This window comes from Phycisphaeraceae bacterium, from assembly GCA_019636655.1.
Classification (GTDB): Bacteria; Planctomycetota; Phycisphaerae; order Phycisphaerales; family UBA1924; genus JAHBXB01.
Genome location: JAHBXB010000002.1, coordinates 767,885 through 784,051, shown reverse-complemented (window position 1 = coordinate 784,051; position 16,167 = coordinate 767,885). Strand labels below are relative to the sequence as shown.

Genomic DNA, 16,167 nt, shown 5'->3' with positions numbered 1-16,167 from the left:
CAGCCGCGTTGATCTGCATACCTAGGGGCTCGTGACCAACCACGGGAGTTGTCCAATGCGCATCCGTTGCCACGGCCTGATCCGGCATCTCCTCGCCCCGGTGTGCGCCATCGCCGCCGCCGCGGCCCCCGCCCTGGCCCAACCCGCGCCCGACGTCTCCATTCCGTACGCCACCATCGGCGGCCGCCAGGCCTTTGTCTACCTCTGGCGGCCCGTCGGGACTGGCCCGTGGCCCGTTCTTGTCTTCATCCACGGCGGGGGCTGGAGCGGCGGCTCGCCGCTGCCCTTCCCGGGCGTCACCGCGCCGCTGTTGCAGCAGGGGATTGCCGTCGCCTCCGTGCAGTACCGCCTCACTTCACAGGCCGGGCAGTGGGGGGCCGAGCCGGTCACCTGGCCCGCGCAGATCAACGACGTCAAGGCCGCCATCCGCCGCCTCCGCGCGGATGCCCCGGTGCTCGGCATCGATCCGCGCCGCATCGGCACCTGGGGCACCTCCGCAGGTGGACACCTCTCCGCCATGTGCGCCACCAGCGGCGGCGAGGCCTCGCTCGAGGGAACCGTCGGCGGTGCGCTCGCCTTCTCCTCCCGGGTCCAGTGCGCTGTCGACTACTTCGGCCCCGCGGACCTGCTGCAGATGAACGCCGACGTCACCACGCCCCCGGGGTCCGGCATCGACCACGACGCCCTGGAGTCCCCCGAATCGCGCCTCCTCGGCTCCGCAACCACCGGCATCTCCGTCGGCCAGATCCGCGACAACGCGTCCAACCCCGCGGCCCCGTGGCCCGCGCTCCACGCACTCGCCCAGAGCGCCGGCCCCGCCAACCTCGTCACAACCGACGACCCGCCTTTGTTCATCGGCCACGGCATGCAGGACACCTCGGTGCCGCTCAACCAGAGCACGCGGCTGGCCGCCGCCGCCACCGCCGCTGGGGTCTGGAACGACTACCGCCAGGTCCCCGGCGCCGGGCACGGCGCCCTCGGCGCCGAGACGGACGCCGCCGCGAGGGCCTTCCTCGTCCGCATGCTCCGCTGCCCCGGCCCCGGCGACTGGAACCACGACGGCGTCGCCACCCCGACCGACATCGCCGTCTACGTCAACACCTGGTTCGACTCGGTCTCCAACGCCACCTCTGCAGCGGAGGTAGATGGAATCGAAGGCGTCACCCCCGCCGACCTCGCCGCGTTCATCAACCTTTGGATCACAGCCGCGCGGGGCTGCTAGCAGTTCAGTAGATGCGGAACGTGATCCTTCGTGCTTCACCCGCGTCCTTGCCGTACCGTGCGCCCCGGGCGAGATCTGCCCCGAGTGCGGCGAGCGCTCGCCCGATCACCCCGCAGGCGTGCGATGGCGCTGGAGCCGCGTGAAACAGCGTGCATAGAGCGAATCGAACTCGCCGACCCGCTCAAGACCCGCGATTCATGTGCCCGATGTGACTCCAGTAACCCGCACCGCCGGCTCACCCAGTCGAGCCCGGAGTCCACTCCTTGCCACACGATCCCGACAGCCCCCCCAATCTCCCGCCCCTCAAGTCCCCGCCGCGCGAGCCCGGGGCCAACGGCTCATCCAACGGCAACCGCTGGGGCAAATCCACCCGCAACATCGAGGAAGGCCTCTTCCTCCAGGGCCCGCGCACCCGCTCCTTCGAACTCCTCCGCGCGGCGCGCATCTTCGGCGAGTTCGTGAAGGGCTTCCGCGCCCTGCACTTCGTCGGCCCCTGCGTCACCGTCTTCGGCTCAGCACGCTTCAAGGAAGACCACCCCTACTACCAACTCACCCGCGACACCTCCCAGCGCATCGCCCGCCTCGGCTTCACCATCATGACCGGCGGCGGCCCGGGCGTCATGGAAGCCGCCAACCGCGGGGCGCGCGACGTCCGCGGCCGGTCCATCGGCTGCAACATCCAGCTCCCGATGGAGCAGCGCCCCAACCCCTACGTCGACCGCTTCGTCGAGTTCCGCTACTTCTTCGTCCGCAAGGTCATGCTCGTCAAGTACTCCTACGCCTTTGTCGTCATGCCCGGCGGCTTCGGCACCATGGACGAAACCTTCGAGGCCCTCACCCTCATCCAGACCGGCAAGATCGCCGACTTCCCCGTCGTCCTCATGGGCCGCGACTACTACGCGCCGCTCCTGGACTACTTCAGGTCCACCATGCTCCCCGCCGGCACGATCTCCCCCAACGACCTCGACCTGGTCCACCTCACCGACTCCCCCGAGGAGACCGTCGACATCATCGCCGAGGCGGCCGAGAAACAGTTCGGCTTCACCTGGGGCCTCCCACGCAAGAAGTGGTACCTCGGCGAGAACGGCCTCGCGGGCGACGCCGACAAGGAGATCACCGAGATCCGCGAGAAGATCCACCACCGCCACGACCCCGCCTGACCCCCCTCCCCGCGCCGCCATCCGCGCGCCAAAGCCAAAGAAAAACCCCGGCATAGCCGCCGGGGTTTGTTTCTTCGTGCGTGCGTTCCGTAGATCAGCCGATCCCGCCCTTGAACTGCTGCTTGCCGAACTTCTCGCGAAGCCGACGCAGCTGCGGCGAATCCTTCATGATCTCCTCCGCGGTCCGCTTGAAGCGGTCCTCGCCGCCCTTGCGGCCGCCGCGCCCGCCCGGGCCGCCGGGGCCTGCCACCGGCTCGGGCGCCGGCAGCGTCGCCTTGATGCTCAGCGAGATCCGGCGCGACTCCGGGTCGATCTTCAGCACCTTCGCCTTGATCACCTCGTCGGTCTTGAGCACATCCCCCGGCGTGTTGATCCGCCGGTGCGCGATCTCCGATACGTGCACCAGCCCGTCCACACCGGGCGACAACTCCACGAACGCGCCGAAGTCCGTCAGCCGCACCACCCGCCCCGTCACCTCCGCCCCCTCCGTGATGTCCGACACCGCCTGCTGGAACGGGTCCGCCGCGAGCTGCTTGATGCCCAGCGAGATCCGGTTCGCCTCCCAGTCCAGTTTGAGCACCTTCACCTTGACCTGCTGCCCCTCCTGGATGTGCTTCGCGACGTTCTTCTCGCCGAAGTTCGCCCGGTCGTGCGTCAGGTCGCTCAGGTGCACCAGCCCGTCCACCCCGCCCAGGTCGATGAACGCGCCAAACGGCATGATCTTCCGCACCACCCCGTCCACCACCTGCCCCTCCTGCAGCCCCTCGCGCAGCCGCGCGGCCTTCTCCGCCCGCTCCGCCTGCAGCAGGTCCCGCCGCGAGAGCACGATGTTCCCCTTGCCGCGGCGATCAAGCTGCGACACCGTGCACGGGAACTTCTGCCCCACGAACACCGACAGGTCGTTGATCCGGTCCAGCGCCACCTGCGACGCCGGCATGAACGCCCGGTGCTGCGCCACCTCCAGTTCCAGCCCGCCCTTGTTCACCCCGACCACCCGCGCCTCCACCACCTGCCCGATCTCGAGGATCTCCCACGCCGCCTTCTGCACCGTCCCTGGACGCGAGCAGATGAACAGCGACTCGCCCGGCTCGAACCGGTCGATCACCACCTCGATGTCCTCGCCCACCTTCGGCAGCAGGTCGTCGGGCCACTGCACCCGCGGCGCCACCCCAAGCTCCTTGGGCCCGAACTCCAGGAACAGGTCGCTCGGCCCCACACTCACCACCGTCCCCGTCCGGTGCTCACGCCCCGCCTGCACCACCCGCGGCCCGCGGATGTGCGGCTTCGCGTGCGGCATCGACGCCGGCACCTGGTGCGCCCCGCCCCCGCCGAACCCGCCGCCCGCCGACTCCATCTCCGCCATCGCCGCGTCGATCTCCGCGGCGGTCTGCGCATCGATCACGCTCGAGGCCGGCTTCGCCGCCTCGCGCGACGCCCTCTGCGCGTCGGTCGATGGATCGCCGTTGGACGTTGGATGAGACTGGCCGGGCTGGGTGGAAGGGGTGGGATCCATGTTGACGCCGATGGGGATGGGTCCGTCGTTGCTGATTGGCCCGGCGGCTCGACGGGACGGACGGTTCGAACCGCGGCCGGATGAAAAAAGGACGCGAGGCAATCTCGCATCCCTGCAGAGTCAAGAGTGTATCGCGCCCGCCCCACCGGGCCACCGTTCACGCCCCCCCGAACGCCCGCAATCCCTACCTGGCCGTGGCACGGGACGCCCCCGCGCCGCTCTTCACGCCCCCTTCACCCGCCCCCGGTCCCACGTGCCAGTCCGCCCGCGTCGCCTCCACGATCCGCTGCGCCGTGCGAACATTCACAAACCCCGCCGTCGCGTCGATCTCCGGCCGCGACCCCATCCGCACGCACCCCATGAACGCCTTGATCTCCTCGATGATCGGCTCCGAGTCGTCGATCTCCAGGTTCTCGATGTTCACCAGCTCCTGCCACTTCAGGCTCGTCAGGTCCGAGCCGCGCCGCAGCTGCTCCCGGACCTCCTGCATCTGGATCTCGTTGGCCATCCGCCGGATCACCGTCCCCTTCTTCGCCGCGTAGTCGATCTTGACGTACGCGTTCTCCCCCGTGATCCGCGTCACCCGCTCGGTCTTGAGCGCCAGCCGCGACGCCGAGATCGACGCCACGCACTTGCCGTACGGCCGGTTGAACACCAGCCGCGCGTTGCAGATGTCCTCGTGCTCCGTGATCACCGGCACCCCGGACGCGTGCACCTCGTCGGGCTCCTGCCCGTCCATCAGCATCAGCACCACGTCCAGGTCGTGGATCATCATGTCCATCACCACGCCCACGTCCACCGAGCGGAACGTCATCGGGCTCACCCGGTGCACCTCGATGAACTTCGGCGTGATCGGCGGCCCCGACTCCTGCTCCTTCCGCAGCGCCCGCATGATCGGGTTGAACCGCTCGATGTGCCCCACCATCAGGATCGACCCGCTCGCCTGCGCCACGTCCTTCAGCGCCCCCGCCTCCTGCTCGTCCTGCGCCAGCGGCTTCTCGATCAGGCACGCCACCCCCGCCTTCAGGCACGGCTCCGCCGCCGCGCGGTGGTGCGTCGTCGGCACCGCGATCGACACCGCGTCCACCCCCGCGGCCAGCAACTGCTCCACGCTCTCGAACGCCCGGCACCCGAACTGGTCCGCCAGGTCCATCCGCCTCGATTCGTTCGCGTCCACCACCCCCACCAGCACGCAACCCGCCAGCTGCGAGTACACCCGCGCGTGGTGCCGCCCCATCCGCCCAACCCCGATCACCCCGCACCGGATGTCCCGCCCGCCCACGCCCGCCCGGACCGGTGCGACTTTCCCGTTGCTGCTGCCCATGTGGCCCCGATCAATGGTGAAGCCCGCGCCCCCTCGACGAACCCGCCTCAGGCCTTCAGCAAGTCGTCCAGCGCCGCCGCCAGATCCCCCTTGCCCACCAGGCCCACGAACCTCTTCTTCAGTTCGCCACCCTTGAACAGGATCACCGTCGGGATCGCCTGGATCCCGTACTTCACCGGCACCTCCCGGTTCGAATCGATGTCCACCTTCGCGATCTTCACCCGCCCCGCATACTCCCCAGCGATCTCATCGATCGTCTGCCCCAGCACCCGGCAGGGCATGCACCACTCCGCCCAGAAATCCACGAGCACCGGCTTGTCCGATTCCAGCACCTCGGCCTGAAAACTGCCGTCGGTGATCTCCGCAATGTTGGCGTTCGCCATGGGTTCTGGTTCCTGGCGGGCGCTGCAGTGGGCACGCCCGCGGCTGAATGACTAGGGAGGAATCGTAGACCGCACCATTCCCGATCGTCCGCTCCCGCTTGGATGCCGCCGCCGCTCCAAACAGCACGCGAATGGCCTCCTCACTCTTCACCCGCCCCCAGCGTCCCCCGCCCTCCGCGCCGCCTCCGCCGCCCGCAGCGCCTCCACCACCGGCCCGACATCATGCACCCGGAAGATCCGCGCCCCCGCCGCGAGGTGCGCCACCGTCAGCGCGATCGTCGGCGCGAGCCGCTCCCGCGCCGGCGTCCCCTCCGCCAGCCCCCCCGCCCGCGCGGTGAACGACTTGCGCGACAGCCCCGACAGCACCGGGTACCCCAGCGAGGCCAACTCCCCCGTCCGCCTGATCAGCTCCAGGTTTTGCCCCACCGTCTTCCCGAACCCCAACCCCGGATCCACCACGATCCCCTCCCGCGCCACCCCCGCCGCCAGCGCCGCCCCCACCCGCGCCGCCAGAAACGCCCGCACCGCCCCGACCACCCCGCCCGCCCCGGAATAGTCCGGCTCGTTCGCCCCGTACCGATCCGAATACACGTCCCGCTCCGGCGTCGCCAGCCGGTGCATCAGGACCACCCCCGCCCCGGCCCCCGCCGCGAGCCGAAGCATCCCCTCATCCTCCGTCCCCCCCGACACGTCGTTGATCCCATCCGCCCCCGCCTCGATCGCCGCCGCGGCGACCGCGCTCCGCGTCGTATCGATCGTGATCGGCACGTGGTCCAGCCCCCGCTCCCGCCGGATCGCCGCGATCAGCGGCGCCGTCCGCCGGATCTGCTCCTCCTCCGGCACCGCCCGCGCCCCGGGCCGCGTCGATTCCCCCCCGATGTCCAGCGCATCGGCCCCAAGCCCCACCGCAGCCCTCGCCCCCTCCAGCGCCGACTCAATCGTCGGGTACGTCCCCCCATCCGAGAACGAGTCCGGCGTCAGGTTCAGAATCGCCAGCACCACCGGCCGCGCCAGCGACACCCGCCGCGCCGCCGAGACCCGCCACTCGCCCCCCGCCGCACCAGCCACGTCCTCGCTCATTCCACCCATCATCACCGGGATCTAAGGCACCAGCACCTGCCCGCACTCCGGGCACGATGCGGGCGACCGCAGCCCCTTCAGCGGGTACCCACAGTTGGGACACACGAACTCCGGATCCGGCGCCACCGCCCGCACAAGCCGCGGCGACATCCGCCACAGCACGTACGCGAACGCGACAGGCACCATGAACGAAAAGAACCTGGCGACCGAATCGAAAACTGTGTACCGGTTCCAGTTGCCGCTGTCCTCCACCGTCAGCCGCAGCACGTCGAACGCGACGCGCCAAAGATTGTCGAACATCAAGTACCCGCCGAAGCCCGCAAGCATCAGGCACGCCGACCGCACCGCCACCAGCAGAAAAAACCGCGTCCGCGCCACCGTCGCCCTCGATGGTTCCATGACACCATGGTAATCAAGATGGGTCAAGCACCCCGCCCAACACGCCACAACACCCAACGCACCACCCATCTGCACGGCCTCCCCGCCCCAACGGGGCGGCGGCCTGTAGCCACGGGTGAAGCGACGCGGCTCTGAGCGTCGCGAAACCCGTGGAGAGCATGGCATTCACACACCCGCCCCGACAGGGGCGGAGGAGTCGCACTTGGCAGTAGGTCACGCGCAGCTATTCCCGAGGTGGTCCAGTTAGCATCCAATTCCAGACTGCGGAACCGCGCAGTATTCTGTCAGGACAATCTCCGAAGACGGAGACAGACGATCGCCACGCGTAGTTTCTGCATTCCTATCAAAATCCTATTACGTCAAACTATGTACCTGGCGCAGACTACATCGTGTTGCCTCTTGCTGAGCTACCTGCGCCTGATCCGGTAGGCTTGACCCGGTAACTTGGCTGCTCCCGACAGTGAACCATCACCTCCGGCTTGTGCCGGAGTATCGGCAAGGAACAGGCACGCGGACGACTCCCGGCAATAGGAGCACGCTCCTGCGTGCCCTTGGCCTTGTCGGGGCCGTGATGGACCTGCTGTCGGGCGGGGGTGCGCAATAGGGCGTGCCCCCCTTTTCGAAAGGGGTCGCTAATGCGTTGCCTCGCCGCCGGATCTTGTGCTTTGTCAATGGCTGCTGTTGCCTTCTCGGCCGCCACCCACTACATGACCACTCGACCGCCATTCCCGGGCGAAATCGTGGCGTGCAGGTTCGTTGTGGTTGATCCGGAGGGCCGCCAGATGGCCTCCATTCAGAATGGGCCGCAAGGGGCCACCTGCACATTTTTCGACAAGGAAGGCAGAGTTCCGCTCTCACTCGGCATGCGGGATGAAATGCCATTCATTCAACTGCGCGACTTCGATACAAATACACGGCTTTCGATCGCCAAATCTGATAAATCGCTGGGAGTCCTGCTCTTTGATCCAGAGGAGAAATGCCGAGGGCAGGTACTTGTGAACGCGACCGGCGCAATCTTCGGTGTTCTAGACCGATCAGCAACTCCGAGGGCGTTCATGATCTGCGACGGATTCCCAAAGATCTCCACGCTTGACGAACAAGCCAAGACGGTTTGGACCGCACCTCACGTTGTCCCATAAGCCCGGGCAGGTGACATCGACGTCGTCCACCCGATTCAACTGGCTGTGCGGTTGAGTCAGTGCAATCCCGCCCTCCGGCATCACTGCGCAGCACCAGCGATCTCCCGGCCGGAGGGAGTCGCAGAGGGAACCAGCATGGTTCCCTCTGCACCAGCAACCCTCCGCCCTCCAAGACCACGCGCAACCCTCCACCAATTCACCACTTAGGCGATTTTTGACTTTCCTATCAAAACCCTATTGACACACCGTTAAAAACCCGTATTCTGCACGGGTCATGCTCAACCTCCCCTCCTCCTTCAACCCCTCCCCCGACCTCGCGGCCAAGATCCTCAATTCCGTCACCGACCCCACCCTCACCCTCCGCGACGTCGCCGACCTCCACCACACCACCGTCGAAGCCCTCATCCTTTGGTTCGCCGAGCCCGAAATCGCCGAACGGCTGGACCAGATCGAATCCACCATCGCCCGCCGCACGAGAATCGTCGCCTCCAACTTCCTCCCCGCGGCCACCATCGCGATGGGCCGCTCCATCGACGAACACAACGCCGACGAATCCCACTTCCCCGTCCGTCCCGGCGACCAGCGCGGCCTGGAACTCCGCCGCCGCTCCCGCGAGACCGCCCGCCGCGCCGCCGCCCTCCTCCTCCGCCTCGCCAACTTCACCCCAGGTCCGCGCCGCGCCACCGACACCACCTGCAACACCCCGCCCCGGCCTCCCACACCGGCACCCCCCTCTCCCCAACACTCCACCGCTCTATCCCCAGCCCGCCCCCTCTCCCTCCCGCACACTCCCTCGACCCCCTCTTCCTCCAATCCGGCCCCGCGCCACGAGTCGCCGCTCCCGTCCAATCCCTCCACCTCCATTCCGCTTGATCGCCACGAACCCCGCGATGCCGACGCCGGCGGCCGCCGCCCCCCGGCACCCCCCGCTCACGATTCCCCCACCGTATCAACTGATGACTCGCGACACGCGTTCGCCGCGGCGGCGTGCCGAACCCCCGCCAGGGGCCCGCCGATTGGCGATCGCCAAGACCTCACGCGCGTGCTCGAATGACCGATCACTCGGCAAGGAGGACTCTGCATCGTGTCCACGAACAGACCACCGAGCAGCCCCACGCGCCATGCTCGATGGACCGCGCTGGGCACGGCGCTCGTCGTGTGCGGCGTTCTGTTGTGCGCAGGGTGGTTTGCCTCCTGGCGGCGGGAGTGGGGTTTCACCCTGTATGACCAGTATTGGGTCGGGGTCACTGGCGGGGCGATCGGCGTGTGCAAGCCCAACCGGAGCACGGCCTACTTTGGGCCAGGTGCACTGCTGGCATCCGACGACCGAATCATCATCCCGCTGGCGTTCGGCATCACCCACGAGGCTCACGGCGTGAACTGGTTCTGGGGAGTCTCGCTGCTGCTCATCGGAGCCACCATGTCGGCAGCCGGGATCACCTTTCGGATGGCCGTTCAATCCAGTCGGGACAAGGAGTGCTGCGAGGCCTGCGGGTACAGCCTCGCTGGCCTTGCTCCCGGCGCGGTCTGCCCGGAGTGTGGCTGCAAGAGCGGACGACCCTGATCGGACGAGCGAGCATCGCATGCATGGCCGCACGCGCAGCCCACCGATAAAGTCCGCCCATATGACGCACGCCGTCCGCGCACTTGGGACCCACGATGCCGCGGCGTACCTCGCGGTTCGGCGCGCGATGCTGGACGATTCGCCATGGGCCTACACCGCTTCTCCGGGGGATGACTTCGCGGCCGACGTGGAGGGGGCGAGGGCATGGCTGGCAAAGCCGGAGAACGCGATCTTCGCCTGCGAGCCCGAGTCCGAGCCAGGCCGCCTAGCCGCCGTGGCCGGGGTGCACCGGCTTGCGCGTCTGAAGGCGCGGCATCGCGCCCTGGTCTGGGGCGTGTGGTGCGAGCCTGCATTCCGCGGCCAGGGCCTGGGCCGCGCAGTGGTAGCCGCGGCGGTCCAGCGCGCGTCCCAGTGGCCCGGGGTGACGATCATCGGTCTCTCCGTGTCGACGCGCGGCGGCCCGGCACGCCGGCTCTACGAAAGCCTCGGCTTCGAGGCGTGGGGCGTGGAGCCCGGCGGGATCGTCGTGAACGGGGAAGAGGTGGACGAGGTCTACATGACAAAGCGGGTGTGAAGTCACGCCCCCGCGGTGGGCGGGTCGACCGGCTTGCGAGGGTCCGGCGGCGGGGCGTCCTTCAGGGTCTTCTTTCGCCGGAGGACGTGGTGGTAGTGCTGCGCGAAGCGGTGGGCCTCGTCGCGGATCGCCTGGCACAGCCGCAGCCCCGCGTTGTTGCGGCCCAGCCGGAGCGGCTCATGCCGGTCCTGGACGTAGATCAGTTCTTCCTTCTTGGCCAGGGAAATCACCATCGGTGGCTTGACGTCAAGCTGGTCAAACGCCTCCAGCGCCGCGTGCAACTGGCCCAGGCCGCCGTCGACAAGGATGACGTCGGGGTACAACTCCTGCCCGGCGCCGGCATCGCGATACCGGCGCGAGACGACCTCCCGGATCGACGTGTAGTCGTCGTTGCTCGCCGACTTGATGCGGTAGCGGCGGTACTCGTCCTTGAGCGGCCGCCCGTCCACGAAGCAGACCTTCGAGCCCACCGTCTCGCCCCCCTGCAGGTGCGCGATGTCGATCGCCTCAAGGCACCGGATCGGCTCGTCCATCCCCAGGGTCTTCTGGAGCGAGCGCAGGCCCTGGCGCGGGTCGAGGTTGAACGACTCGGCCTCGGGTTGCCAGCGGTCGCTGCGCCGGGCCCGCTGGTCGAGCTTCTCCAGGGCCGTGATCTGGTCGCGGAGCGTGGCGGCCTTCTCGAACTCGAGGGCCGCCGCCGCGGCGGCCATGTCGTCGCGCATCTGGCGCAGCAGGTCGGAACGCTTGGACTCGATGGAGCGCACGAAGCGGGCGATGTCGGCGCGGTACGCGTCCCTGGAGACCTTGCCGGCGCACGGGGCGGTGCACTGGCCGATGTTGTACAGCAGGCACGGCCGGAAGTAGAGGTTCTTGGGGTCGCCCTCGGTGATCTCCAGGTGGCAAGTCCGGAACTTGAAGACCCGCTGCAGGAGCTGCACAGCCTCGCGGAGCGCGCCCGCCGAGGCGAAGGGGCCGAAGACCTTGGCGCCCTGCGCGTGGGGCGCCGTGAGGTCGCGCGTGACCTCGACGCGCGGAAAATCCTCGCGCTGGGAGACGACGAGATACGGAAAGGTCTTGTCGTCGGTGAGGCGAGCGTTGAAGCGGGGATGGATGTCCTTGATCAGCCGGTTCTCGGTGAGCAGCGCCTCCCACTCGCTCTCGCACTCGAGGATGTCAAAGTCCTCGACGACGTCGAGCATGGGCTGCTTCATCGCGCCCAGGTCTGCGGAAGGCACGAAGTAGGAGGAAACACGGTCGGGAAGGCGGGCCGCCTTGCCGACGTAGACCACGACCCCCTTGGCGTCCTTCATGAGGTACACGCCGGGGACGGCGGGAAGGCCGCGCGCGCGCCGAAGCAGTGCGGCAAGCCGGTGCTCGCGATCAGGAGCGTCGGCGTGGGGGGCCGAGCGTGGTTCCTCGCGGTCGCCGGCGGGGTCGGGTGTGCGGTCGTCCGTGGCCACGAGGGAACGGTAGGGACGCGTCGCGGGTCGAGCGGCAGCCGTGCGTTACACTCCGGGCGTGTCGAAGCTCATTGCGGTCATCATGGGTCTGGCCGGGCTGCTGATGGTGGCGACCGGCGCGGGCATGGTCCTGTCGCAGTGGTCGCTGCTGTCGAGGGTCGTGAAGACAGACGCGATCGTCACGAACACCGACGTGGTCGAGCACCGTGGCTCCAAGGGCAAGCGGTCGTACGAGCCGCGGGTGAGTTTCCAGTTCGACGTCGCGGGCACAACGTACCGGTCGAGCCGTTACGCCCCGCAGCACCGCGAGAAGGGTTCGAGGGCGTGGGCGGAGTCGGTCGTGGCGCGCCACCCCGTGGGATCGAAGGTGGAGGTGTGGTACGACCCCGGGAGCCCCTCCGTCGCCTTTCTGTGGCGGCACTGCTCCTTCCGCGGATACATGATCGGGCTGATCGGATTCTGGATCATCGGCGCGGCGGCGCTCGTGCCGACGCTGACCGGTGCCATCTCGGTGCAGGCCCCGGCACGGCCCGAGGTGCAGGCCGAGGGGGTGGTGGTGCTGAAGCCGCGGGTGAGCGTGGCCGCGCGGGGGTGGACGTGGATCGGAGCGTTGATAGCGTGGGGATTGCTCGCGGTGCCCTACGCGGCACACTACTTCATCGTGGCGGATCAGCCCTGGGAGGAAATCGCCTACGTCGGCGCGGGGGTCACGGGCGTGCTGGCGCTGGTGGCGCTCTGGCGGACGTGGGTGTACAAGCAGGTCGGCGCATCGGTGAGCGAGGCGCTGCTCGCCGTGGCGGATCATCCGCTGGTGGTGGGCCAGCCGGCGTGGGCGCACCTGGAGCAGGTGGCGCGATCGGCTGTGGTCGTCGAGGAACTGGCGCTGAACCTGACCTGCTGGAAGTCGGAGATCAAGTACTCGGGTGGAAAGCAGCAGGTTGTGACGACGGCGGTGGTGGACGAGTGGGTCGCGGCGATCGGCGAGACCGCCGCGGAGCCCGGGCAGGCACTGCGGGCGGAGTTGTCGCTGATGGCGCCGCCGGGGTCGCCCCCCTCGAGCACGGCGACAGCGAAGGGGTGGCCGCGGTACCGGTGGTCGATCCGCGTGCGGACGCGACTGAGGTCGCGGGCGGACTACGCGTCGGAGTTCCCGGTGATGGTGGTGGAGGGAGCGCCCGCCGCGATGCCGCTCGAGCCGGACGGGGTGATCGACGGCGAAGCGGTAGAGGAGCCGGCGTAATCGGATTGCGAGCGGGACGTGGCCGGGGGGCGTTCGTACTGTTGAGAGGTGATCGGGAGGAACGCATGGGATCAGACGCACCGTTGATGGTGAGCGTGAGTGGCTGCCGCGGAATCGTCGGGGAGAGCCTGACGCCCGAGGTGGCCGCGAGGTACGCGGGCGCGTTCGGCGGCTGGCTCTGCGAGCGGGCGGGGGGCGCGGCGACGGTGGTGCTGGGGCGCGACGGGCGCGCGGGCGGACGCATCGTCCGGGACGCGGCGGCGGCGGGGCTCGCGGCGGCGGGGTGCGAGGTCATCGACCTCGGGGTGGCGATGACGCCGACCGTCGGAGTGATGACAGATCAGCACGCGGCGGACGGGGGCATGGTGATCACGGCCAGCCACAACCCCCAGCAATGGAACGGGCTCAAGTGCATCGTCCGCGAACGCGGGCTGCGGAGCGCGACGGCGTCGGCCTCGGCGCCCGCCGCGGACGTGGCCGCGCAGATCAAGGACCGGTTCCGCGAAGGACGCATCGGGCTGGCGCCGTGGGACCGCCTGCGGCCGGTAGAGACGGATACGACCGCGGTGACGGTCCACACCGGCAAGGTGCTGCGGGCCATCGGGGACGTGGCGGCGATCGCGCGCCGGGGATTCCGGGTGGTGCTGGACTCCGTGAACTGCTCCGGAGCGATCGGCGGGGCCGCGCTGCTGGACGCGCTGGGGTGCGACGTGGTGCACCTGGGCGACCGGGACACCGGGCTGTTCCCGCACCCGCCGGAGCCGATCAAGGAGCACCTCGGCTCGCTGTGCGCGGCGGTCAAACAGCACGGGGCGGCGGTGGGGTTCGCGCAGGACCCGGATGCGGACCGGCTCGCGATCGTCGATGAGCGGGGGGAGTTCATCGGGGAGGAGTACACGCTCGCCCTGGCCGCGATGGAGATCCTGCACCGGCGGGCGGCAAGGTCGCCGGGGGCGACGATGCACGGGGTGGGCGAGCCGGCCATGCTGGTGGCGAACCTGTCGACGAGCAGGATGATCGACGACGTGGTGTCGCGTCTGGCGGGTGCGGGGTCAAAGGTGTTCCGCGCGGCGGTGGGGGAGGCCAATGTCGTGGAGGTGATGAAGAGGGAGGGGGCGACCTTCGGCGGCGAAGGGAACGGCGGGGTGATCTGGCAGGACGTGACGTACATCCGCGACAGCCTGTCGGCGATGGCGCTCGTGCTCTCGCTGATGCAGCGCGATGGGCGGAAGATCAGCCAGATCGTCCGGGATATCCCCGCGTACGCGATCGAGAAGCGCAAGGTCGACCTCAAGCCGGGGATGTCGGCGGCTCCGGCGCTGGAGGCGATCGCGAAGGCGTACGCCAGGGAACGACTCGACCGGCAGGACGGCGTGCGGGTCGATTTCGACGCCAAGCGGGCGTGGCTGCACGTGCGGGCGAGCAACACCGAGCCGATCATGCGGCTCATCGCCGAGGCGCCCACCCCGGAGGAAGCCCGGGCCGTGCTGGACAAGGCCGGGAAGGTGATCGCGTGAGGCTAGAGAACACGAATGCGGGTGACCTGGCCCATGAGCAGCTCGATCTCGACGCGGTCGTTGGCCGCGGGGAAGCGGCCACTCTCGCAGGCGTGAAGGGGGATCCGGACCCGCGTCCGCGAGCCGGCGAGCCGCAACTGGCCGGGAGCGGGCTGGGGCTCGAGCTCGGCGTCGGCGTAAAGGTCGCCGTGGATCGAGACCTCGGCGATGGCGGTGATGGTGGCGGAGAGTGTCCCGATGAGTGGGAGCATGGAGAATGACGAGGGGGGAGGGAGGTGGATACCCGGGGGCCGGGAGCGACGCTTGGGTATACTAACGCCCGATGTCGAACGCGCACCCCAAGTATCGTCCAGGGACCCGAGTGCGGGTCACGCAGCAGGTTCCGCGGCTGACGGGAACGATGCACACGACCGTCGAGGGAGTCGTGCTGGCGTTCTCGCAGCAGAAGACGGGCTCGTGGTACGCGCACTCCAAGGACGACAAGTTGTGGCTTGATCGGCTGGAGATCCGCCGGGATGACGGCGAACTGGTGGTGGTGAACCTCGACCAGTACTCGCACGTGGACGTGCTGGCGGACTCCAAGGCGGGGTGAGGCCAGGGAACCAGTGCGAGAGGCGGCGGTAGAGCGGGCATTCCATACCGCCGTCATTATTCCAATATGCAACGATTCGCAGGGCCGACAATGGCTTCGACCTGTTGTCCAAACTCCACCATCTCAGGAATGTCGAATACGACGCGACGGAACGCAGCCCATTCATTATCTTCAACGAGTGACCGCCAGACAGCCCACGGTTCGAAAATGCAAATATCACACAAGCATCACATTGATGAGTTGGGGAAAACTGAAGAATGCAAAAGAGTTGTTAGGAATAGAGCGTAGGGGCCATTGACCCTCAACCCCCTCTTACCGACCCGCCTCGCCTGCCACCATCGACTGGGAGACCGCGTCGATCTGGAGGGCCTCGATGGCGATGATGCGCCAGGGGCCGTCGGGGTCGTGGCGCCAGGTCAGTCGCCACCAGGATGATGTGGGCATGCCGAAGGCTTCGAGGTTGACGCGGATGCGGGCCTGGGTGCGGGCGAGGTCGGGGCCGTCGAGGGTGGCGGAGGTGGAAGTGACCGAGTGTTCCTTAATTGCGAGGTCGCCGGCGAGGCGCTCCTCGACGGCGCGCAGGAGCCGCTCGCGGTCCCACCGAAAGGGGACTCCCAGGACGGCGAGGGAGACGTCCGGGGCGAGGGCCGGGGCGACAGCCGCGGAATCGCGGCGGGCGACGAGCGCGATGATCTCGCGGGTTCGGGCGGCGAGGGTTTCGCGGGTGGTCTCGATGGAGCAGGCGAGGAGGACGGTGGCGGCGCCGAGCAGGACCAGCAGGCCGCCGGCGGCGATGCCGTAGGTGGCCTTGCCGCGGCGTTCGAGGATGAAGAAGAGGAGGGCGCCCAGGATGGCGAAGGTGCCGGCGACAGTGGCGGGGCTCTCCAGGAAGTGGTGGGCGAGGAATGGGGGGGAGGGGAGAGGGGGGACGGAGGAGGAACCGGCGAGGGGGCTCTGCTGAGCAAGGACTAGCGGTAGGCCCATGTTTGCAGCCCCTTGG

At 68.6% G+C, this 16,167-nt stretch carries 17 protein-coding genes; 9 read left to right on the top strand and 8 right to left on the bottom strand.

Going from position 1 to position 16,167, the window contains the following annotated elements:
* Positions 1 to 55: 55 nt before the first annotated feature.
* Both KF745_08775 and KF745_08770 read left to right on the top strand, forming a co-directional pair.
* A complete protein-coding gene (locus KF745_08775) occupies positions 56 to 1,222 on the top strand; it encodes an alpha/beta hydrolase (GenBank protein ID MBX3358509.1) in 1,167 nt (388 codons plus the stop codon).
* Positions 1,223 to 1,485: 263 nt separating this feature from the next.
* Complete coding sequence (locus KF745_08770) at positions 1,486 to 2,382, top strand: TIGR00730 family Rossman fold protein (GenBank protein MBX3358508.1); 897 nt, start codon at positions 1,486 to 1,488, stop codon at positions 2,380 to 2,382.
* Between the two features lie 94 nt (positions 2,383 to 2,476).
* On the opposite strand, the gene KF745_08765 is transcribed toward KF745_08770, so the two are convergent.
* The 5 genes from KF745_08765 to KF745_08745 form a co-directional block, all read right to left on the bottom strand.
* The gene (locus KF745_08765) at positions 2,477 to 3,895 is read right to left on the bottom strand and encodes a S1 RNA-binding domain-containing protein (protein ID MBX3358507.1); all 1,419 of its coding nucleotides are present in this window, start codon (positions 3,893 to 3,895) and stop codon (positions 2,477 to 2,479) included.
* Positions 3,896 to 4,079: 184 nt separating this feature from the next.
* On the bottom strand, positions 4,080 to 5,219 hold the full coding sequence (locus tag KF745_08760) for a Gfo/Idh/MocA family oxidoreductase (protein ID MBX3358506.1): 1,140 nt from the start codon (positions 5,217 to 5,219) through the stop codon (positions 4,080 to 4,082).
* A gap of 47 nt (positions 5,220 to 5,266) precedes the next feature.
* Positions 5,267 to 5,602: a thioredoxin gene (gene trxA, locus KF745_08755; GenBank protein MBX3358505.1), complete on the bottom strand. Its 336-nt coding sequence runs from the start codon at positions 5,600 to 5,602 to the stop codon at positions 5,267 to 5,269.
* Between the two features lie 147 nt (positions 5,603 to 5,749).
* Positions 5,750 to 6,682 carry a dihydropteroate synthase gene (gene folP / locus KF745_08750; GenBank protein MBX3358504.1) on the bottom strand — a complete coding sequence of 311 codons (933 nt, stop codon included), beginning with the start codon at positions 6,680 to 6,682 and terminating at the stop codon, positions 5,750 to 5,752.
* Positions 6,683 to 6,703: 21 nt separating this feature from the next.
* Positions 6,704 to 7,081 carry a hypothetical protein gene (locus tag KF745_08745; GenBank protein ID MBX3358503.1) on the bottom strand — a complete coding sequence of 126 codons (378 nt, stop codon included), beginning with the start codon at positions 7,079 to 7,081 and terminating at the stop codon, positions 6,704 to 6,706.
* Positions 7,082 to 7,752: 671 nt separating this feature from the next.
* On the opposite strand from KF745_08745, the gene KF745_08740 reads away from it, so the two are divergent.
* From KF745_08740 to KF745_08725, 4 genes are all read left to right on the top strand, one after another.
* Positions 7,753 to 8,220 (top strand): hypothetical protein, encoded by a 468-nt coding sequence (locus KF745_08740; GenBank protein MBX3358502.1) that lies wholly within the window; start codon positions 7,753 to 7,755, stop codon positions 8,218 to 8,220.
* Positions 8,221 to 8,494: 274 nt separating this feature from the next.
* Entirely contained in the window at positions 8,495 to 9,274 is a 780-nt protein-coding gene (locus KF745_08735; protein MBX3358501.1) for a hypothetical protein, read from the top strand.
* A gap of 30 nt (positions 9,275 to 9,304) precedes the next feature.
* Positions 9,305 to 9,784, top strand: a complete 480-nt coding sequence (locus tag KF745_08730) for a hypothetical protein (GenBank protein MBX3358500.1) — start codon at positions 9,305 to 9,307, stop codon at positions 9,782 to 9,784.
* A 61-nt stretch (positions 9,785 to 9,845) separates the two neighbouring features.
* Positions 9,846 to 10,358, top strand: a complete 513-nt coding sequence (locus KF745_08725) for a GNAT family N-acetyltransferase (GenBank protein ID MBX3358499.1) — start codon at positions 9,846 to 9,848, stop codon at positions 10,356 to 10,358.
* Between the two features lie 2 nt (positions 10,359 to 10,360).
* Here KF745_08725 and KF745_08720 read toward each other — a convergent pair whose 3' ends face one another.
* Positions 10,361 to 11,668, bottom strand: a complete 1,308-nt coding sequence (locus tag KF745_08720) for a UvrB/UvrC motif-containing protein (GenBank protein ID MBX3358498.1) — start codon at positions 11,666 to 11,668, stop codon at positions 10,361 to 10,363.
* 208 nt (positions 11,669 to 11,876) lie between these two features.
* On the opposite strand from KF745_08720, the gene KF745_08715 reads away from it, so the two are divergent.
* Positions 11,877 to 13,058 carry a DUF3592 domain-containing protein gene (locus tag KF745_08715; protein ID MBX3358497.1) on the top strand — a complete coding sequence of 394 codons (1,182 nt, stop codon included), beginning with the start codon at positions 11,877 to 11,879 and terminating at the stop codon, positions 13,056 to 13,058.
* Between the two features lie 65 nt (positions 13,059 to 13,123).
* Positions 13,124 to 14,575 (top strand): hypothetical protein, encoded by a 1,452-nt coding sequence (locus KF745_08710; GenBank protein ID MBX3358496.1) that lies wholly within the window; start codon positions 13,124 to 13,126, stop codon positions 14,573 to 14,575.
* Between the two features lie 2 nt (positions 14,576 to 14,577).
* On the opposite strand, the gene KF745_08705 is transcribed toward KF745_08710, so the two are convergent.
* A complete protein-coding gene (locus tag KF745_08705) occupies positions 14,578 to 14,826 on the bottom strand; it encodes a hypothetical protein (protein MBX3358495.1) in 249 nt (82 codons plus the stop codon).
* A 71-nt stretch (positions 14,827 to 14,897) separates the two neighbouring features.
* Here KF745_08705 and KF745_08700 point away from each other — a divergent pair, with 71 nt between their 5' ends.
* Positions 14,898 to 15,167 (top strand): hypothetical protein, encoded by a 270-nt coding sequence (locus KF745_08700; protein MBX3358494.1) that lies wholly within the window; start codon positions 14,898 to 14,900, stop codon positions 15,165 to 15,167.
* Positions 15,168 to 15,479: 312 nt separating this feature from the next.
* On the opposite strand, the gene KF745_08695 is transcribed toward KF745_08700, so the two are convergent.
* Positions 15,480 to 16,151, bottom strand: coding sequence for a hypothetical protein (locus KF745_08695; GenBank protein ID MBX3358493.1), 672 nt, complete (start codon positions 16,149 to 16,151; stop codon positions 15,480 to 15,482).
* Between the last annotated feature and the right edge of the window lie 16 nt (positions 16,152 to 16,167).